The 20144-nt window shown below is 29.5% G+C and carries 21 protein-coding genes, 5 tRNA genes, 1 riboswitch and 1 other annotated feature; of the genes, 7 read left to right on the forward strand and 19 right to left on the reverse strand.

Features of this window, described 5'->3' with window-relative positions; genetic code table 11:
- Positions 1-265: 265 nt before the first annotated feature.
- Positions 266-823, forward strand: a complete 558-nt coding sequence (locus LJD32_RS06830; RefSeq protein ID WP_117813566.1) for a DUF3267 domain-containing protein — start codon at positions 266-268, stop codon at positions 821-823.
- A gap of 392 nt (positions 824-1215) precedes the next feature.
- On the opposite strand, the gene LJD32_RS06835 is transcribed toward LJD32_RS06830, so the two are convergent.
- The 11 genes from LJD32_RS06835 to LJD32_RS06890 form a co-directional block, all read right to left on the reverse strand.
- Positions 1216-1443, reverse strand: a complete 228-nt coding sequence (locus tag LJD32_RS06835) for a hypothetical protein (RefSeq protein ID WP_009300536.1) — start codon at positions 1441-1443, stop codon at positions 1216-1218.
- Positions 1440-1949 carry a transposase gene (locus tag LJD32_RS06840; RefSeq protein ID WP_227392014.1) on the reverse strand — a complete coding sequence of 170 codons (510 nt, stop codon included), beginning with the start codon at positions 1947-1949 and terminating at the stop codon, positions 1440-1442. Before LJD32_RS06840 ends, LJD32_RS06835 begins: the two co-directional genes overlap by 4 nt.
- Positions 1950-2103: 154 nt before the next feature.
- The gene (locus LJD32_RS06845) at positions 2104-2727 is read right to left on the reverse strand and encodes a DUF3267 domain-containing protein (protein ID WP_227392015.1); all 624 of its coding nucleotides are present in this window, start codon (positions 2725-2727) and stop codon (positions 2104-2106) included.
- Positions 2728-2794: 67 nt separating this feature from the next.
- Positions 2795-2998 (reverse strand): hypothetical protein, encoded by a 204-nt coding sequence (locus tag LJD32_RS06850; RefSeq protein ID WP_175300694.1) that lies wholly within the window; start codon positions 2996-2998, stop codon positions 2795-2797.
- Between the two features lie 313 nt (positions 2999-3311).
- Positions 3312-3806: an immunoglobulin-like domain-containing protein gene (locus tag LJD32_RS15620; protein WP_227403810.1), complete on the reverse strand. Its 495-nt coding sequence runs from the start codon at positions 3804-3806 to the stop codon at positions 3312-3314.
- Positions 3807-3812: 6 nt separating this feature from the next.
- Positions 3813-4442 carry a hypothetical protein gene (locus LJD32_RS06860; protein WP_227392016.1) on the reverse strand — a complete coding sequence of 210 codons (630 nt, stop codon included), beginning with the start codon at positions 4440-4442 and terminating at the stop codon, positions 3813-3815.
- Positions 4443-5228, reverse strand: a complete 786-nt coding sequence (locus LJD32_RS06865) for a pentapeptide repeat-containing protein (RefSeq protein WP_227392017.1) — start codon at positions 5226-5228, stop codon at positions 4443-4445. It abuts the gene before it with no gap.
- 237 nt (positions 5229-5465) lie between these two features.
- Positions 5466-5708 (reverse strand): ParB N-terminal domain-containing protein, encoded by a 243-nt coding sequence (locus LJD32_RS06875; RefSeq protein ID WP_175300693.1) that lies wholly within the window; start codon positions 5706-5708, stop codon positions 5466-5468.
- A gap of 280 nt (positions 5709-5988) precedes the next feature.
- Positions 5989-8385, reverse strand: a complete 2397-nt coding sequence (gene leuS / locus LJD32_RS06880) for a leucine--tRNA ligase (protein WP_032091412.1) — start codon at positions 8383-8385, stop codon at positions 5989-5991.
- A gap of 35 nt (positions 8386-8420) precedes the next feature.
- Positions 8421-8628, reverse strand: a binding site (T-box leader).
- A gap of 45 nt (positions 8629-8673) precedes the next feature.
- Entirely contained in the window at positions 8674-10497 is a 1824-nt protein-coding gene (locus LJD32_RS06885) for an ATP-binding cassette domain-containing protein (RefSeq protein ID WP_227392018.1), read from the reverse strand.
- Between the two features lies 1 nt (position 10498).
- Complete coding sequence (locus LJD32_RS06890; RefSeq protein WP_227392019.1) at positions 10499-12244, reverse strand: ATP-binding cassette domain-containing protein; 1746 nt, start codon at positions 12242-12244, stop codon at positions 10499-10501.
- A gap of 38 nt (positions 12245-12282) precedes the next feature.
- On the opposite strand from LJD32_RS06890, the gene LJD32_RS06895 reads away from it, so the two are divergent.
- Positions 12283-13221, forward strand: coding sequence for a TIGR01212 family radical SAM protein (locus LJD32_RS06895; RefSeq protein ID WP_227392020.1), 939 nt, complete (start codon positions 12283-12285; stop codon positions 13219-13221).
- Positions 13222-13354: 133 nt separating this feature from the next.
- Here the strand turns inward: LJD32_RS06895 and hpf are convergent, their stop codons facing one another.
- The 3 genes from hpf to LJD32_RS06910 form a co-directional block, all read right to left on the reverse strand.
- On the reverse strand, positions 13355-13885 hold the full coding sequence (gene hpf / locus LJD32_RS06900) for a ribosome hibernation-promoting factor, HPF/YfiA family (RefSeq protein ID WP_147579962.1): 531 nt from the start codon (positions 13883-13885) through the stop codon (positions 13355-13357).
- Between the two features lie 126 nt (positions 13886-14011).
- The gene (metK, locus tag LJD32_RS06905; protein WP_032091416.1) at positions 14012-15154 is read right to left on the reverse strand and encodes a methionine adenosyltransferase; all 1143 of its coding nucleotides are present in this window, start codon (positions 15152-15154) and stop codon (positions 14012-14014) included.
- A 62-nt stretch (positions 15155-15216) separates the two neighbouring features.
- Positions 15217-15316: riboswitch (SAM riboswitch) on the reverse strand.
- Positions 15317-15544: 228 nt separating this feature from the next.
- Entirely contained in the window at positions 15545-15784 is a 240-nt protein-coding gene (locus LJD32_RS06910) for a NifU family protein (protein ID WP_032091417.1), read from the reverse strand.
- 129 nt (positions 15785-15913) lie between these two features.
- On the opposite strand from LJD32_RS06910, the gene LJD32_RS06915 reads away from it, so the two are divergent.
- From LJD32_RS06915 to LJD32_RS06935, 5 genes are all read left to right on the forward strand, one after another.
- Positions 15914-16291 (forward strand): S1 RNA-binding domain-containing protein, encoded by a 378-nt coding sequence (locus LJD32_RS06915; protein WP_022001228.1) that lies wholly within the window; start codon positions 15914-15916, stop codon positions 16289-16291.
- Entirely contained in the window at positions 16292-17572 is a 1281-nt protein-coding gene (locus tag LJD32_RS06920; protein WP_022001227.1) for a glucose-6-phosphate isomerase, read from the forward strand.
- A gap of 62 nt (positions 17573-17634) precedes the next feature.
- On the forward strand, positions 17635-18270 hold the full coding sequence (locus LJD32_RS06925) for a sporulation protein YunB (protein ID WP_032091418.1): 636 nt from the start codon (positions 17635-17637) through the stop codon (positions 18268-18270).
- Positions 18255-19082 carry a hypothetical protein gene (locus LJD32_RS06930; protein ID WP_227392021.1) on the forward strand — a complete coding sequence of 276 codons (828 nt, stop codon included), beginning with the start codon at positions 18255-18257 and terminating at the stop codon, positions 19080-19082. The genes LJD32_RS06925 and LJD32_RS06930 overlap by 16 nt, the downstream gene beginning before the upstream one ends.
- A gap of 41 nt (positions 19083-19123) precedes the next feature.
- The gene (locus tag LJD32_RS06935; protein ID WP_227392022.1) at positions 19124-19630 is read left to right on the forward strand and encodes a transposase zinc-binding domain-containing protein; all 507 of its coding nucleotides are present in this window, start codon (positions 19124-19126) and stop codon (positions 19628-19630) included.
- 17 nt (positions 19631-19647) lie between these two features.
- Here the strand turns inward: LJD32_RS06935 and LJD32_RS06940 are convergent.
- The 5 genes from LJD32_RS06940 to LJD32_RS06960 all read right to left on the reverse strand — a co-directional run bounded on the left by LJD32_RS06940 (position 19648) and on the right by LJD32_RS06960 (position 20086).
- Positions 19648-19721: transfer RNA gene (locus LJD32_RS06940), tRNA-Gly, on the reverse strand.
- A gap of 6 nt (positions 19722-19727) precedes the next feature.
- A tRNA-Leu gene (locus tag LJD32_RS06945) sits at positions 19728-19816 on the reverse strand.
- Between the two features lie 13 nt (positions 19817-19829).
- A tRNA-Lys gene (locus tag LJD32_RS06950) sits at positions 19830-19905 on the reverse strand.
- A gap of 8 nt (positions 19906-19913) precedes the next feature.
- A tRNA-Gln gene (locus tag LJD32_RS06955) sits at positions 19914-19989 on the reverse strand.
- Between the two features lie 13 nt (positions 19990-20002).
- Positions 20003-20086: transfer RNA gene (locus tag LJD32_RS06960), tRNA-Tyr, on the reverse strand.
- Between the last annotated feature and the right edge of the window lie 58 nt (positions 20087-20144).

A 20144-nucleotide genomic window follows, 5' to 3' on the forward strand; every position in this document is an offset into this window, starting at 1 on the left:
AAGGAAAAAACCATGGAATAGAATACAAAGACAAAAGTTAGCGTTGAAGAATTGAATGAATTATCAATTGTTGGTGGTAATGATGGAAATCCAGAACCCAGATGTTCTATTTCTAACGTTATCATTACGACTGTTTTAGTATCATTAGTGTCTATTTCATATTTTACTACTAGTCCAGAGCAGTGCTAGTTAATTGGACGTATTCCCGCGTCTATTCGAATCGCTACTCCAAGTTCGTATAGATGAATAGAAAGGATTTATGTGTATGGTAGAAAAGTTTTATGATAATAGAAATTTTAAAATACTTAAAATAAACAAAAAAACAGAAAATATTAGTATGTTGATCATTGTGTTATGTACATTGCTACTATTGGTATTTTTTTTAAAGATTAAAAGATTTTATATTAATGATATAGGCTTGTTTTTTTCTGCATTTGGAGCCGTGCTTATTTCTGTTTTCCCTTTTAGTATTGTACATGAATATATACATTTGCTATCATATCCGAAAAAAAGTAGAAAAAAAATAATATTCAAAATGAAGAACTTACAACCGATAATATCTGTTGAAAGTGATGCGAAGATGAGTAAGTGTAGAACTCTAATAATGTTAATATCTCCGACGCTTGTCTTGGCAATTATTCCTATTTTTTTATCATTCATTATAAAAAAATTGATTCTAATGACTTTTCTTATTTTTTTTGGCTTTTCAAGCTTAGCAATGTCGGCAAGTGATATATATTTTTTTATTGTTATATTGTTAAAAATGAGAAATAACGAACTTTTTTATCAAGAAGATAATAAGATTTATATTTTAAAAAAATGAAGTTTTTTTGACGCTCTAAATAATCGAGTGCTTTAGCGAAATTCGCTCTAAATTATTAGGGGGTGATATTGATGTGGAATCAGTATTCCCTCTAAAATATTCTGTGCTTTTTTAAGAGGAAAATTAGGATGATGTCTGATCCTGGTTTTCCTCTTTTTATTTGTTTTCTATTTTTATTTTATTTTTTGTAGGCTCCTCTAGGATTTCCTATACGTTTTATTCTGTCTGTATGTTCATTCATTGTGTAAGTTTCATATTTGTTTTGAGAATATAGGATTCTGTTTCTTGCACGTTGAAAATTGGACATACCATCAAGTATCGATGCGAGCAATGGACGGTGAAGCAAAACTTTTAAATACAAGTTCTTTTAGTGATATTACAAGAAACTCCATTTATAACTCTTCAACCAATCCTTGAATTATAAATCCATTCCAGTCTTCTTTTATATATTGATTTCCTCTTCGTTTGACTACTTCGCCAAGCTTTTCACTTTCCTGAAGTCTTTCATTTAATTCTTTAAGATTTCGCATATAGATCAGTCTGCTTTTTATTTTACTTTCCATTTCTTCATTAAATACATTTCTTAATTCTTTTAGTTCTTTAATTCCATACTGTTTCAAATTTCCCTATGTCTGACAGTATTTTTTCTCCATATGAATGTGTTCTTGTTGGCATTGGCTTCATACTTAGTACCGTCAATGCATAATACATCTGTATCGATAGGAAGCTCATCATCCATGATTCTGTTCATTTCATAGAAAATTTCTTCAACAGACATAATGAGATCATCATGGATGAATCTCTGAAATGCCTGATGAGAAGGCTTCTGATTCTGTGCGATGAACATATATCTGATGTCAGTTCTGCATAGTTCTGCAAGCTTTCTTGTAGATGCATAACCATTATCCGCAAAAGCAAGCAGAAGCAGTCTGAGCATCATGAGACCATCATACCCGTGAGAATTTCTATGAGTGAAGGCAACAAACTTGTTTATATCTATCCTTTCCGTAACTTCAATCACAGTTCTTGAAATATCATCAGCAGTTACATCTTTTTCAAAATAAATATTAAAATCTAGTAGCGCATATGTCTGATATGCCGTATAATCTTGTTGGTATGTTTTCATGGTAGAATTAATGTACCATAAAAGGCGGACTTCGGTCCGCCTTTTACTGTTTATGAAACTATAATGAGTTATTTACCCGTTACAGCCTCAATACAATAAATAAGAAGATAATAAAAATCGTATTGCAAGAAAGTTACTAGATATGGAATTTTATTCAAGTAGTATTACTTGAATAAAATTCATTTTTAAAAATTATTATATTATCTTCTTTTTTTGTGCATAAAACAGTATCAAAAAATAATGAATAATCAGATGCTCCACAAGTAAATAATATCGTTAAAAGACTACCTATAATTCTTGATATAAATGGTGAAATAAATACGATACCACAATACCAAAGAAATAATGGTATTAATGCTAATATGATATTTGGAAATAGAAGCATTAATAAAAATCTATTTCTTTTTAATGGGCAATTCGAATATATTTGAAAAGAAAATAAAAATAGTGAATTTCTATTAATTTCATACCATAACTCTTTTTTTGCTTTTTTTGGAAACCAAATTGCATGCAATATTTCGTGTACTAAAAATATAGGAATCAAAAATATAATACCTATTATAATGCATAATATTAGTTCTATTATAGAATGGTTTTTAATTGGTTGGGTAAAAAAATTATAAAATGTAAATGAAATTATAGTTGCTATTAGAATAAAAGAAAAAAATTTCCCATTGATCCAAAAAGAATTATTTGTTATTTTTTTTGAATTTTTGGGTAAAACGTCATTTTTGAATTCTTGATTTTTTTTATTACCCATAAAAGATATATGCCACATAGAAGTCTCCCTTCTATTTATAAAAAATCAAATCACATGTTTTATTGTTTATTACATGTCTAACTTATCATGGCCAACTGCAAGCTTCACCAACTGAGAATGTACTTGTAATTGAAATCGTAATAACTGTAAGAGTAATTAAGCTAGTCTTTATTGAATATGGGGAAACATTTCCACCATTATCATCCCCACCAACTACAGATAATTCTTTTAGTTCTTCTAAATCAATTTTTCTAGCAGTTTCTTTAGTGTTATTCAGATAAGATATCATTTAAATGTAATATCATAAAAACTATATTACTTTTTTCAATTAATTAAATGCTATTTCCTTACCTATATAATACTACTATTAATTTGTCATAACAATACTTTTCTGTTGATTTAATCAATATAATTTATGATTTGTGATAAGATAATTAAAAAATAAATTATATAAATATAATAACATTTTTTATAAAATATGTTTAATCAAATGAGTACTATCATGCATTTTTTCATACATTTTTAATTTAAATATACCAATTACATATTATGAAAGATAAGGCATACTATTAAGATTAAATAATCAAAAAATCATTAAAATTTTACTTAAATAAGACAGTATATCCAACAATTCCACCATTTTCCTGATACGGTTCTATATAACCATTTATATTAATATTGCTACTATTCAATACTTGATTCATATAATTGCTTGCCGCTTGATTACAGGCTGATAAATCATAGTTGTAATCTTTTATATAAAATATCTTCGGTTCAACATTTATTGTCTTAGGTGTTTCTACTTTGTTTGATTTATCCCTCTGTTCCTGATTCTTTTTAACCGTTGAATCTTCTTTATTTCTAACAGCAGTATTATCTTCGGTTTGAGGTACTGTTCTAATGTGAACTATTAAAGTAGATATGGCAACATTGCCGTGTTGATCTTTTAATTGATATTCGACTTCATAATCACCATCTTTATTTGTATCAACAGTATTTTTAATTACAACATTATCAGCTGATAACTGATTATAATTATCCTCTACTTTTTTAATATAATCTTTTGGTGTAAACTGTTCCCCACTATCAAGAGTAATTTCACTTTATGTCAATTCAATTATTGGTTTTGCTGTATCAACAACGCTAACTATCAATGTTTTTTCTTTTGTTTTAACACCATTCGTAACAGAATAAACAAATTTATAATCCTTTATCTTATTTAGCTTTTGATTCAAAGGTATTGTTAATTGCTGAGATTTATCATAATACTTTACATAATCCATGAAATGAATATCTTCGCCATATTCAACAGTTACTCTATCTGTTGTTAATTCTAACGGTACTGGTTCAATGTACTTATCAACTGTGTCTTTGTTCATTAAATAAACAATACATGTAATAGAAGAACATACTATTGTGAAAATGATTAAAGAAATTCTTTTAGTACGTTTCTTTTTAACTTCTTCTTTTGCATCTTCAAAAACACTTTGCTGATCCATCAGACTATATCGAATCTTCTCCATAGATTCAGCATTGATTTCAGGATCACATAAAGTATCAGGATTCAGTCCATATTCCATTGCTAATGAAATTTCTCGCATCTGTTCCCAGTTGAATCTTGGATCTTTCATTTTAGAAATATCAAGTCCTTTTTCATCAGCCAAACGAAGCTGTGTCTTCTGTCTTGCATCATAGGCATATGTTTCAAATAATTCATCTAATTTTTTTGACATCTAAACCATCTTTTCTTCAACTACTCGATTACTCGTTTTTGCAATCAATTTTAGGTATTCCATATCATCCAAATGTAAAATATAGTCAAGAACATCTTCCTCATCAACTTTTGTTTTTGCAATCAGTTCCTGCTGCAATACCTTATCTTCTGATTTTAATATCTCATAAAGTTCATTTACTTTTTTCATTATTTCAGCGTTATCATTTGATTTTTTAACAAGTTCAATATTGCTTAGCTTTATCAAATTATTATCAAAATATTCAGCAGCGTTTGTATGATCAAACAAACAGGCAACAAACGTAGAATCTCTAATAAAAGATAGATTGCTAAACTTTGATCCAGCAAAGGATACATGTATAAAATTTCCTTTAAGAGAAACTTTTTCAAAGATACAGTCATCAAACGATGTTTTGTCAACATCATCAAAATGAAGATCATTGTTTAAAAAAGTACACTCTTTAAAGTCTGTTGTAGCATTCAATTTTACATTATCACTTACAGAACAATCTACAAAATGGCATTTATAAAAAAGCTTATTATTTAAAAAATCTTGTGACAATTCCTGACTGCTATAGATTTCATTTTTTATAATTTGTCTTTCATTTTCTTCTTTCATTTCCTGATCATCTTCCTTTTTTTCTTCCAACACGGCAACATTGCCATGTTGAACTTCAAGCATTTCTTCTTGAATTAAAATATCTTCAAATCTGTTTTGTTTTTCTACCAGCTCATTTAAATTAACTTTGCTACCAATTACTGAGACACCCTGCATATTATTTTCCATAAAATCAACTGTCTCAATTCCTTTACAGTTAATAAAATAACTGTTTGCCAGTATTGAATTTACAATTATTGAATTATTAAACCTGCAGTTATAAAAGACTACATTTTTAAAATTACATTTGGAAATTTTAACATTGTCAAATATACAGTTATGAAAGACTATTCTTTCTTTAATATCTAAACTTGACAGACTTGTTGCTTCAATCTTACAGTTTCTTAAAAACAGTTCTTTCTTTTTTCAAAGCATTGTATATTTGATGAGTTTATTTTCAAAACATGTATTCTGATAAATATATTTTTCATTAATTTTTTCTAGATCCTTTCCAACCTTTCTTACAATGATTGGACTAATGACACCCTCTTCTTTAATACTGTTCACCAAATTTGCCATGTCTTCATCTTCCTTTACCTTATAAGGATGATATCGAAACGGTCTTAATTTTGACCTTGTTAATGTTTTAATACTTTTATCGTTATCCATAATTACCTCCTTTTTTTACATAAAGAAAACTGCTTAAAAAACCAAGCAGTCAGAGGCGTTTTTTATATAGGTTGCAAACCTACAAAATGGATTCACAACAATGTTGCACAAATGTCGTAATACCAATTGGTACAAAATGACCCCTTTACTGTACCAATTTTGTACCAATCGTCCCTAAAAATAGAAATATGTGCAAATAAAAAAGTAGAGACACTTTTTTCAAAAAGCTTGATTTTACAAGGCTTTTGAGACGTATCTCTACTTAAACATTTGTAATATTTTATTTAACGACAATGTTTACAATTTTATTTTTAACCACAATTACTTTAACGATATTTTTACCATCAGTATGTGCTTTAACGTTTTCTTGTTGGAATGCTAATTCTTTAACAGCTTCATCATCTGCATCTTTAGCAACTTCAATTTTAGCTCTTAATTTACCATTAACTTGGATACCCATTTGAACAGTATCACTAACTAACATTTTTTCATCATATGTTGGCCATGGTTCATAAGCAATTGAATCATTGTGTCCTAATTGTTGCCACATTTCTTCACAGATATGAGGTGCAATACATGAAAGCATTTTAATAAAGTTTTCAGCATATTCTTTATAAACATGTTCAGCTTTATAACATTCATTAATGAAAATCATCATTTGTGAAATAGCTGTATTGAAACCTAATTTTTCAAAATCATCAGTAACTTTTTTAACTGTTTGATGATATACACGATCTAAACTATGATCATTTTCATCAGATAATTTACCAGTTTCAATCATTAAACGATAAACACGGTCTAACCATTTACGAGAACCATCTAATCCATTTGTTGACCAAGGAAGTGATGCTTCAAGTGGTCCCATGAACATTTCGTATAAACGAAGTGAATCTGCACCATGACTAGCAACGATATCATCAGGGTTAACAACGTTACCTCTTGATTTAGACATTTTTTCGTTGTTATCTCCTAAAATCATACCTTGGTGTACTAAACGTTGCCATGGTTCTTTACATTTAACAACACCACAATCATAAAGAACTTTATGCCAAAAACGAGAATATAATAAGTGTAATACCGCATGCTCTGCTCCACCTACATATAAATCAACTGGTAACCATTTATCTAATAATTTTGGATCACAAATTTGTTCACTATTATGTGGATCAATATAACGAATATAATACCAACATGATCCAGCCCATTGAGGCATTGTATTTGTTTCACGACGCCCTTTTTGTCCATCGATTTCTACTTCTAACCAATCTTCACAGTTAGCAAGTGGTGATTCACCACTATCATGAGGTTGGAAATTTTTAGTTGCTGGTAATTCTAGTGGAAGTTCTTCTACAGGAACTGTACGCATTGTACCATCTTCCATATGAACGATAGGAATTGGTTCACCCCAATAACGTTGTCTTGAAAATAACCAATCTCTTAATTTATAAGATACTTTCTTTTGTCCACAATGATGTTCTTGTAACCAATCTACCATTTTATCAATAGCTTCTTGTTTTCCAAGGCCATTTAACCATTCAGAATTGATATGAACACCATCTTCTGTATAAGCTTCTTCTTCGATATTTCCACCTTCTAATACTGGAATGATTTCAATACCAAATTTTTTAGCAAATTCATAGTCACGATCATCATGTGCTGGAACAGCCATGATAGCTCCTGTACCATAACTTGCAAGTACATAATCAGAAATCCAAATTGGAATTTTTTTACCATTTACAGGATTGATAGCATAAGCTCCAGTAAAGACACCTGTTTTATCTTTATTAAGTTCTGTTCTTTCTAAGTCAGATTTACTTGCACAGCTTTCTTTATAAGCTTCAACATCTGCTTTTTGAGCATCTGTTGTAATTTCTTCAACATATGGATGTTCTGGTGCCATAACACAGTATGTTGCTCCAAATAATGTATCACAACGTGTTGTAAAAACAGTAAACACTTTATTTGTTCCATCAATTTTAAAATCAACATTTGCACCAATAGATTTTCCAATCCAATTGCGTTGCATTTGTTTTGTTGCTTCTGGCCAATCTAAGTCATCTAAATCAGCTAGTAATCTTTCAGCATATTCAGTAATTTTTAAAACCCATTGACGCATTGGTTTACGGATAACAGGATATCCACCACGTTCACTTTTACCATCAATAACTTCTTCATTAGCAAGAACAGCTTTTAATTCTGGACACCAGTTAACTGGAATTTCATCAATATAAGCTAATCCTTGATCATATAATTTTGTAAAGATCCATTGTGTCCATTTATAATACTCTGGATCACTTGTTGCAATTTCACGATCCCAATCATAAGAAAATCCTAATGATTTAATTTGTTTTCTAAAAACATCAATATTCTTTTTAGTAAATTCAGCAGGATGATGACCTGTTTGAATCGCAAATTGTTCAGCAGGTAATCCAAATGAATCAAATCCCATTGGATGTAATACATTATATCCTTGCATTCTTTTCATTCTTGATACGATATCTGTTGCAGTATATCCTTCAGGATGTCCTACATGTAAACCATTTCCAGATGGATATGGGAACATATCCATACAATAATATTTAGGTTTTGAATCATCATAACAATCTGTTTTAAATGTTTTGTTTTCGTCCCAATATTTTTGCCATTTTGGCTCTATTTTTGTGTGATCGAACGGCATAATTTTTCCTCCTTAAATATAAAAAAGCGTCCTTATCTAAGGACGCCAATTTTAACGCGATACCACCTTAGTTCTAGAATAAAATTCTAGCACCTCAAAACTTTAACGCAGTTCTACGATATTTTTTACTTTATTCAAAAATACATCTCCTAGGCGAGTTCACAAATACTATAATCAGTTTTCACCAACCACTGACTCTCTAAATATAGGGGATTTGCTAGTACTCCTATTCATTGATTTTGCTTTTCTATTATACCACATCACATACTTTATGCAATAAAAAACTTCCTAGCTCTTTAAAGCTTCTATAATTTCTATCTGTTTTACTTTTTTAATTGGGATCAAACAACATAATAATGTTAAAATAAGTACTCCTATAAAAATACCTAAAAGCACATTATTTTGTATAACAAAAAATTCATCCATCAAATCTGAAATACTTTTTTGAATCAACTGATTAGCAAAAATAAATAACTCTTTTAAAACAATCATTGCTTCTATAAATGCTGTGCAGGAAATACCTAGACCTTGACACAAAACAAGAGTTATCATCTGCCATAATGAAGCCCCCAATGTTTGTAAAATAGCAAAATATTTTTTTCTTTTAATGACCATCAAATATAAAACAACACCTAATAAAAAGCAGGCTGTTACAACTGATAAAGAACTAAAACAATAAAGGATCCATTCAATTTGTTGAAATTTTTCATCGATGCTTGAAGATAATGAACTATTTGCAAGTTTAAATTGATATAAAGGATATTTATTTTTTAAATCTTTTAAAATATTTTTATCTTTTACTTGCAAAAAAGCAGTTTGCCCTACTTCTATTTGATAAAGTTCTTTTAACATTTGACTCATTGCATATTCATTAAAATAAACGGTCTCCATTAAAGTCTTTTTATTTTCAATCCCTACAATTTTAACTTTATAAAAACAAATTCTATTTTGATATTCAAAAAACAAATATACATCTTTATTTATTAAATTCTTCTGATGCGATAAATATAAAAGTTGTTCATAAGTAGATTTAGATAAAATGATTTCTTGAGCATTTTTTATCTTTCTTCCTTGAATTTTCTTTTGTGGTTGCTGAATATAATCAGAAATATAAAGTGTTTTTTTCGTTTGATATTTTTTAGAAAAAGAGATTCCTAAAAAATCCACCTGATCATTTTGTAAAAAACGGTATTGAATTGCTGGATGTTGAATTTGTTTCAAATCATCCATCTTGATCATTTGATTATTTTTCTTTTTTAACATAATGGTTGTTGAAGGAATAATTTGTTCTAATTGCCGATGAATTTGTTTTTGTGTTGATTGAGTCAATGAGAGGGTCAATAAAATACTTAAAAGTGCTAAAAATAAAACTTGTACAACAATAAAAGAACTCTTCCACGTCATTTTCAATTCTTTCAATATAAATTGTAAAAAAGATCTTTTACTTGTTTTTTCTTCTTGTTTTTTTCTTTGAGTTATTGGATTTTGATGAATTAATTTTAATTGATAATCTTCTATTTTATAGAGATAATCATGGTATTTTTTAGCAAGTATTTCATCATGACTAATAACAATCACTAATTTTTCTTTAGACAGTTGTTTTAATATTTTAAAAATTTCTTCACTATTTTTTGCATCTAAAGCACCTGTTGGTTCATCACATAAAATAATGGGATGCTTAGCAATAAATCCTCGATAAATAGCAACTCGTTGTTTTTGACCTCCAGATAAAATTGCTGTTTTATAACGTTGTAAGTCTTTTATTTTTAAACGTTCTAAATAATATTCTTTTTTAGAAATCATTATTCTTTTAAAATACGAAATGAGATTTACATTTTCTTTAACATTCATTTCTTCTATTAAATAAAACTGTTGAAAAATAAAACCAATGTATTTTCTAATATAATGTGGTATTTGTCGAATATCTTGCCCATCAATTTCAATCACACCTTGATACTCATTATCCAAACCTCCTAAAATATTTAAAAGTGTCGATTTACCACTACCGCTTTTACCAACAATGACATACATCCCTGTTTCTTGAAATGTCATAGACATCTCCTTGAATAAAGGTCGATCAAAAGACTTCGTTACATTCTTAATTTCTAACATCCTATTCCTCCCTTAAACACTCATACATTTTTATTTTTTTCATCTTTAAAACTATAAATAGACTTAATAAAATTCCTTGCATGATATATCCCAAAAGATAAAAGAGATATAACGTAAATGGCCAGTGAAACTCTCTTGGTAAAACAAACAAATGACTTATGCCCCAGATCTTTTTAGAAATATCAAAAAATGAAATGATTTTTAAAACTCCACTAGCAACCAAACAAGAAACTATTCCAATTGAAATCATCATTAAGCTTATTTTTTTTAAAATAAAAAATGCTAAATGATGATTTTGATAACCATTAGCAAGCATGATGGCAAATATTTTTTGATTTTCATAAAACATCGATAAAACCATATATCCCATTAAAACGATTGCAATCATAAAACTTAAAAAAATAAAAACAAGACTAACCTTTTTAAAAAGATCAATAACTTTAAAATAACTTTCATATTCTTCATAAATAGGTGCTATACCTTGATATTGAACTGACAAATGCGTTAAATAATCTTTCATATATTTATGATTTTTAACATAGACAATACACGTTGAAACATCAATGCATTGAAGGGCTATTGCATTGGATAATGAATGATAATAAAGAACAGGTTCTTGATAATCATCTTGAATTACTCCTTTGATTTTTAATGTATATTGATGATGATTAAGTTTATAAATAAGTTTATTTTGTTTTATTTTGGTAATTAAAGCATGATTGACATAAACTTCATTTTGCTTTGTTTTTTTGTTAATTGAAAAAGATTGAAAGTTTTTAAGACCTTCAATCTTTCCTATATCTAAATGATATTGATATTTTCCTTTCAGTTTTGTTATTTCTTTTTCTTTAAAGGGTTCTTGATTTTTCTTTTGAATCATAACTAAATTATTATTTATTGCTTGATTATATTGTTTTTGATAATAACCATTAAATCCTTCTAAACCAGTAATAATGAGCGTCATTGCTAGTACCATATAAATTTGTGAAACAAACATCATCATCCATTTCTTTTTATCTTTTAAAATCATTTGGATCATTTCTTTAAACAATGATCCACATTTTGTTTTTCTTATTTCATAACGTGAATATAATTGATGGTTCCAATCATAATGATGTTTTAAACATTCAAAATTCAAATGATAAGGTGTATATTTTGAAATTTTTTGATCATGAGAAACAATAAGAATAAGGCGTCTTTGACTCGCTTTTTTAAAAAAACGATAAACTTTTTGACGATTTATTTCATCTAAAGCTCCTGTCGGTTCATCACATAAAATAATAGGACTTGAACATAATAAAGCACGAATAAGGGCCACGCGTTGTTTTTGCCCACCTGATAAATTCTTTACCTTTTGATTTACTAGTTCATTTAATTCAAAGATTTCTAATAATTCTTGTAACTGTTTTTCTACAACCTTTATTCCTTTTAAGTGACAATAAAATAAACAGTTATCTTTAACACTCAAATAATCAATTAACTGATAATTTTGATAAACAAAACTAATAACAAGTTGTCGATAATCTTTAATATCTTCTATTTTTACTTGATTAAAAAGAATCTTTCCCTCATAGTCTTGATCCAATCCTGCTATTAATTGTAAAAGTGTTGATTTTCCACATCCACTTTCTCCTGTAATAGCAATCAAACCATAATCAGGAAAATGAATATTCAAATTTTCAAAAATAACTCTTTCTCCTTCAATTGTTTTAAATTTTTTTGTGACATTCTTTAACTCTAATCCCATTTTCTTACTCCTTATGTTATAATTGCTTCGGTGATAAAATGAATCAATTTAAATACTCTTTAGATAACAAACGTTATCATACTTATAACTATTATTTAAAAAACAAATACCATCAAAAAGTCGCTAAAGTTGCACTAAATGCTGATTTTACCTGTCCTAATCGTGATGGAACAAGAGGCTATGGTGGTTGTATTTTCTGTAGTTCATCAGGATCTGGAGATTATGCTGGAAATGTTCATGATCATTTAGAAAAACAATTTCAAACAATCTCTCAAGTCATGAAAAGAAAATGGCCTGAATGTGCTTATATTGCTTATTTTCAAGCCAATACAAATACCTATGGTCCATTAGATAAAATAAAAAAAATGATTGCCCCTTTTTTAAACAAAGAAGATGTTAAGGGAATTGCCCTTGCTACAAGACCTGATTGTTTAAATGAAGAAATCGTTCAATATTTAAGTACCATCAATAAACAAAAAGATGTCTATATTGAACTAGGTTTACAAACAATCCATGAACAAACAAGTAAACTTATTAATCGTGGCCATACTTTTCAAGAATTCTTGGATGGTTTAGCATTATGTAGAAAATATAACCTTGAAGTATGTGTCCATATCATCAATGGTCTTCCTTTTGAAACAAAAGAAATGATGATTGAAACAGCTAAAACCTTAGGTCAATTAGATATTCAAGCACTTAAAATACATATGTTATTCGTTGTTAAAAACACAAAACTTCAACAAATGTATGAAAATCATGAATTTAACATGCTCTCTCGTCAAGAATATATTGATATCGTAGTAGAACAACTTCGTTACATTAAACCTGAAATCGTTATCGAAAGATTGACTGGTGATGGTAAAATCGATGATTTAATTGCTCCTTTATGGTCCATTAAAAAGGTAACTATTTTAAATGATATTGATAAAAAAATGAAAGAACTTGATGTTTATCAAGGTGATCTATATAAAAAATAGCCCAGTTTTTCTGGACTATTTTTTTACACTATTATTATACATCATTTCTTGAGCTATTTTGTCTCAAATTTGTTTCAAATTTGTCTCAAAAAACACTAACCTATTATAGTTGGTTAGTGTTTTTACATCATACCTATTCAGTTTCGATAAGCCCGTAATCTCCATCATTACGACGGTATACAATACTAATAGCATCTGTTTCAGTATCACGATATACGAAGAATGAATGTCCAATTAATTCCATTTGCATAATTGCTTCTTCCATATCCATTGGTTTTGGAGTAATTGTTTTTGTTTTTACTAATACGTCTTCTTCTTCCTCTTCTAAAGGTTCAATTGATGCTAAATTGAATGCAAGTTTATTATCTTTAGATTTTCTGTTTAATCTAGTTTTATACTTTCTAATTTGACCTTCTAATTTGTCGATAACTAAGTCAATTGCATTGTATAAATCTTGATCCACAACTTCTGCTCTTAAAAGTACATATTCAGTAGGAATTGTCACTTCAATTTTTTGTCCGTAAGGATAAGTTCTTACAAGTACTTTGGCTTCAACATTTTCACTTACAATGAAGTATTTGTCTAATTTTGATAATTTTTCACTGACTTTTTCTTCAATTGCTTCAGTAATTTCAATGTTCTTTCCTCTTAATGTAATTTTCATAATTAATTCCTCCTTTTTGATAACTATATTATACTATAAACTTTTCTAAATTCCTACTTTAATATGCTTTTTTATCCTGCTTAAAAAATACACATAATAAAAAAAGCTCAATTCATGAGCCTTTTTCTACATATATTTTTTTAAATTTTCTACCTTATCTAATTGTTCCCAAGGTAAATTTGCTTCAGGTCTACCAAAGTGTCCATAAGAAGCTGTCTTTTTATAAATTGGTGTTCTTAAATTTAAGGTATGAATAATTCCTGCTGGTGTTAAATCAAATTCTTGTTTAATTGCTTCAAGAATCACATCATGAGGTACTTTTTCAGTTCCTTTTGTATCAATATAAATAGATGTTGGTTCTTTTACACCAATTGCATAAGATAATTGGATTTCAAGTTCATCACACATATTGGCCGCAACAACGTTTTTAGCAATATAACGTGCCATATAAGCAGCAGAACGGTCTACTTTTGTTGGATCTTTTCCAGAGAAAGCTCCTCCTCCATGACGTGCATATCCACCATATGTATCAACAATGATCTTTCTTCCAGTAAGACCTGTATCTCCATGAGGACCACCAATAACAAAACGTCCTGTAGGATTGATTAAAACACGATAATCTGTATTCATATCATATTTTTTAACAACGGCATCCATAATGTTTTCTTTAACAAATTTTTTAAATTCTGCTTCATCAAAATCATCATCATGTTGAATGGACATTAAAATAGTATCAATTACTGGTTTTTCATCTGTATAATCAATTGTCACTTGTGCTTTCATATCAGGTCTAGCCCATTTAAAGGTTCCATCATGTCTTAAAGTTGAAGCGTAACGAACTAAATGATGCGCAATTGAAATAGCAAGAGGCATATACCCTTCTGTTTCTTTTGTCGCATAACCAAACATAATACCTTGATCTCCTGCTCCACCAACTTCTTCATTTGTTCCAAGAGCAATATCACTTGATTGACTATCCATGACAACTTCAATCTTACATGTTTTATAATCCATTCCTTTAGCTTCATCATCATAGCCGATTTCTTTTAAAACATTTCTTGCCACAGCTTCATAATCTACTTTCGCATTTGTAGTAATTTCTCCACCAATGACAACTAAGTTTGTTGTCGCAAAACATTCACAAGCAACACGTGAGTTAGGATCTTGTTTAAAACATTCATCTAAGATGGCATCACTGATTTGATCACATACTTTATCAGGATGTCCTTCTGATACAGATTCTGACGTAAATAAAATTCTTTCTTTCATTTTCTTCCTCCTTAAATAACAAATAAAAAAGTTTCCTAAAGAGAAAGCCGTTAGGAAGCTTTCTCTTATTGTTCAAGAATAAACTTGCTCAGTAAAGGCACCTTCTAACATATAGGGTTGCCACCACTTCATCGATCTTCATCTCATGGTTCTTAATAAGAGTCCTTTTTATTTTATTGATATTCTTCTTTTTTTAATGATGTCATTTTCTCTATGAGATCATCTTCCAAACCAAGATCTTTCAAAATATGAGCAATTTTGATTTGTTGTTGTTTTCTTTCATTCACTTTCATCACCTAAAATAAGTTTGTGAAATCGAATAAAATTTATGATATCTCCAATGACTAAAACATAATATTACAAACTCTCTATAAATGCAAGAAATTTATACTATAATGCACTAGAAATATTTTGTACTTCTAAAACACCAGGAACTTCTTCCATTAAGATTTGTTCAACACCATCTTTTAAAGTGTCATCAATCATGGTACATCCAGCACATGCTCCAAGCATTCTTACATAAACAATACCATCTTTAAAATCTACGTATTCAATATCTCCACCATCTCTTTGTAAATAAGGTCTTAATTTATGAATGACATTTTTTATTTGTTCTTCAATATTTTCCATTTTTGCAAACTCCTTTTTTACTTATTAAGTATATCATATAAATCCTACCATATTTTATATTTTTTCCTTATTAAATACAACACATATGCTTAAATTGTGCTATAATAGTGCCGCAAGGAGTGAAATCAAATGACAAAACTCATCAAACGAGGGGATATCATTGATGTTAAAATAACCGGTATTCAACCTTATGGTGCTTTTGCTCTTTTACCTGATAATTCAACAGGATTGATTCATATCTCAGAAATATCAGATAAATTCGTTAAAAGTATTGCCAGTTATGTGCATATTAATGATATTGTGAAAGTAAAAGTCATTGATTTTGATCATTCTAGCAATCACGCCAAATTAAGCTTGAAAGCTGTTGACAATCGTTTTCGAAGAAAAGACAAGAAACTCGTCTATAAAAATCCACGAAAACCAATTGTAGAAACACCTAAAGGTTTTTTACCTTTAGCTCAAGCAATGGAAGAATGGTTAAAACAAGGTGTAATGGAGGAAAACTAAATGATCACATTAGATTTATCAAAAGCAAAATTAGCTGAAGATTTAGGATCATACAAAGAAAAAGTAGCAGAAATTCATGATATGATTCGAAACAAAACAGGTGCTGGTAACGATTTCCTTGGTTGGGTTGAATTACCAGAAAACTATGACAAAGAAGAAGTTCAATTAATGAAAGAAACTGCTGCTAAATTAAGAGAAAAAGTAGACGTATTATTAGTATGCGGTATCGGGGGATCTTATTTAGGAGCACGTGCTGCTATTGAAGCAATCAATGGTTTATATTCAGATGATAAAGTTGAAATCATCTATGTAGGAAATACTTTCTCTTCAAATTATATTCATCAAGTTGCTAAATATATTGAAGACAAAGATTTCGCTATCAATGTTATTTCTAAATCAGGAACAACAACTGAAACATCTATTTCTTTCAGAATCTTCAAAGAAATGTGTGAAAAGAAATATGGTAAAGAAGGAGCTCGTGAAAGAATCGTAGCTACTACTGATAGAGAAAAAGGTGCTCTTAAAAAATTAGCTACTGATGAAGGTTATGTAACATTCGTTGTACCTGATGATATCGGTGGACGTTATTCAGTATTAACTGCTGTAGGTTTATTCCCTATCGCTATGGCTGGTATCGACATTGATGAAATGTTAAAAGGTGCTAAAGATGCAATGGTTAAATATAACGATGCAAACATTGAAACAAATGATGCTTATCGTTATGGTGTAGCAAGACAATTATTAAATAAAGCTGGATATTCAGCAGAAATGTTTGTAACTTATGAATTACAATTAAATAACGTTGCTGAATGGTGGAAACAATTATATGGGGAATCAGAAGGTAAAGAAAATAAAGGTATCTTACCTCATAGCGCTGTATTCTCTACAGATTTACATTCATTAGGACAATTCATCCAAGAAGGTTCTAAAGTTTTATATGAAACAATCTTCGAAGTTAAAAATCCACAAAATGATATGATTATCCCAAGTGATCCAGATGATTTAGATGGTTTAAATTACTTAGCTGGAAAATCAGTTGATTATGTTAACAAAAGAGCTTGTGAAGGTACAATCGATGCTCATGTTAATACTGGTAATGTACCAAACATCATTATTTCATTAGATAAAATGGATGCTTATGGATTTGGTTACATGGTTTATTTCTTCGAAATGTCATGTGCAATGTCAGTTTACTTCTTAGGAGTAAACCCATTCAACCAACCTGGTGTTGAAGTTTATAAGAAAAATATGTTCAAATTATTAGGTAAACCTGGTTATTAAAATCAAAGAAAGTAGATTTGTTCTACTTTCTTTTTTTTTACATATTTTATAATGGTGATATGATGAAAAAAGGAAAATATATTTTAATTATGCTTTCACTTTTTATATGTGCTTATCTTTTTTCAAATCGTATGACCCCTAGAATTGAAAATATCGCCAGTAAAGAAATAAATCAATTTATTCAGATACTTATCAATCATACTTCATTTACTCAAAAAATAGATACACATAAACTCTATAAAAAAGAAAATAATTCCATCAGTTTTCAAATGAATTATATCAATGATATTGCCTCTAATTACATCCATAATCTTGAAGAAACTCTTTTAAAGCTTGAAGAAGGCTCTTACCAAGAAAACAATCATTCTCCATACAATAAAAAACTCTTAAAAATCAATCAACAAAAAGGTATTGTTGCACGTATACCTATCGGTTCTCTTACCAATAATATTTTCTTACAAGATCGAGGTCCATCTTTTTCCATTAAATATAAAACACTCTCCTTAACTTCTTCAAATATTGATAAAAAAATTAAAAATTATGGGATCAATCATCTTGCTATCTCTATTGATTTAAATGTTACAATTGTTTTACAAATTCTTGTTCCCTTATATCATGAACATTTTAAAGAAAATTATACAATTCCTCTTGTTTATGAAGTCATTGAAGGTGAGGTTCCCTCATGGTATCAAAATTAAGTATTTTAAAAACATATTATCATCTCCCTTTAGAAGATCAATTTTCATTTACTTATGAAGATGAACATTATTATTTAACAAATAAACCTTTTCCTTTATATTATCAAAAATACATTTCTTTACTTCAAATCAATCCCTTTAAAATCATTAATAATATTTACCAACAAAAAAACTCTCAAGGATACATCCTTTATCAAGTACAAAGCATTCCTCTAGATATCCAAAAAATCATTTCTCTATCACTCATCCCTCAAGAAACAAAAACAATAAAAGAAATAAAAAAAGAATGGATTCAATATTATGAATCTATTCTTATCTATACACCTTTAAATTCCCTAGAATATCAGATCATCTATTATTCTCTATTTACTCTTTGTCAGCTTTCTATCGAACTTTTAAATCATTATTTCTTGTCCACAACAGCCATTAACCTCTCCTATCAACATAAAAATATTCATTCATATGAAGATGTTTATCTTATAGAGAATATAAACCTCAATTTATACATTCATGATATTTTCTATTTATATCTAAACAATACAATCACAATCAATCAATTAGAACAGATAATCAATGAATATAATCTCACTTCAAAAGATCTACAAATTCTTTTATGTTATGCGCTTTTTCCTCAAATATGTCTTGTACATTTCCAAGAAGATTCTTTAACCAAAAAAAGGAGAAGATTAATAAAATATAATAAAAAATTGTATTATCTCATTCTTCTCCTTCAAAAATATATTCAAATCCCACCTCTTAAATGGATAAAAAAGGGACAAAATAAATTTTGTCCAAATGGTAATAATCTTTAAAGATTATTACCTTTTTCTTTAAAATGTTAGTTGGTGATTTTATGATTGATGATACTAACTATGCTGACTGCCTTGCTTTATACAATTTTAATCATGTCGATAAGATCAAAGGCAAGAAATCTTTTTCCTATATCTTTAATGACAATATCAACTATATCCGCTCTCTTTATAATAGAGGTAAGATCAGAAACGTTACCTATGATACCATCCAGAAAACTATTCTTTGTGGTTTCATCTATCTTGGTTATGATCTTTTTGTCTGCCCTCATTGCGGTAACGAATCTATCGTTCCTCACAAATGTAACTCCAAGCTCTGTACTTCTTGTGGTACCAAAGAGGCTAAATTACGTGCTGCTCATATTTCCTCTATCGCACTCGATGCCAAGCATCGTCATATCGTCTTTACTATTCCAAAACATCTAAGAGGTTATTTTATTAAAGACAGATCCCTTTTGAATCTTCTTTTTATCGCTGCCAGAAACACCCTTGCCTGTGTTTTTTCTGACGCATCCAAATTCTTAATAGATAAAAAAACACTTACATGGTAAGTGTGTTAGCTCCTTCATGGAGCGGGTGATGGGAATCGAACCCACGTAGTCAGCTTGGAAGGCTGAAGTTCTACCATTGAACTACACCCGCATTGAATGGTGCCCAGGGCCGGAGTCGAACCGGCACGGATTTTAAGGTCCGCAGGATTTTAAGTCCTGTGCGTCTACCAATTTCGCCACCTGGGCTTATTCAGTTAAATGGTGACCCGCAGGCGACTCGAACGCCTGACCCTCTGATTAAAAGTCAGATGCTCTACCAACTGAGCTAGCGGGTCATACCTTATGGCTGGGGTAGCTGGATTCGAACCAGCGCAATGACAGAGTCAAAGTCTGTTGCCTTACCGCTTGGCTATACCCCATTCATTAGATAGATGGTGGAGAGGAGTGGATTCGAACCACCGAACCAAAAGGAACTGAGTTACAGTCAGCCGCGTTTAGCCACTTCGCTACCTCTCCATCATGGTGCCGGCTAAAGGACTTGAACCCTCAACCTACTGATTACAAGTCAGTTGCT

The sequence above is a fragment of the Faecalibacillus sp. TM498 genome (genome assembly GCF_020589955.1).
GTDB classification, from domain to species: Bacteria; Bacillota_I; Bacilli_A; order Erysipelotrichales; family Coprobacillaceae; genus Faecalibacillus; species Faecalibacillus intestinalis.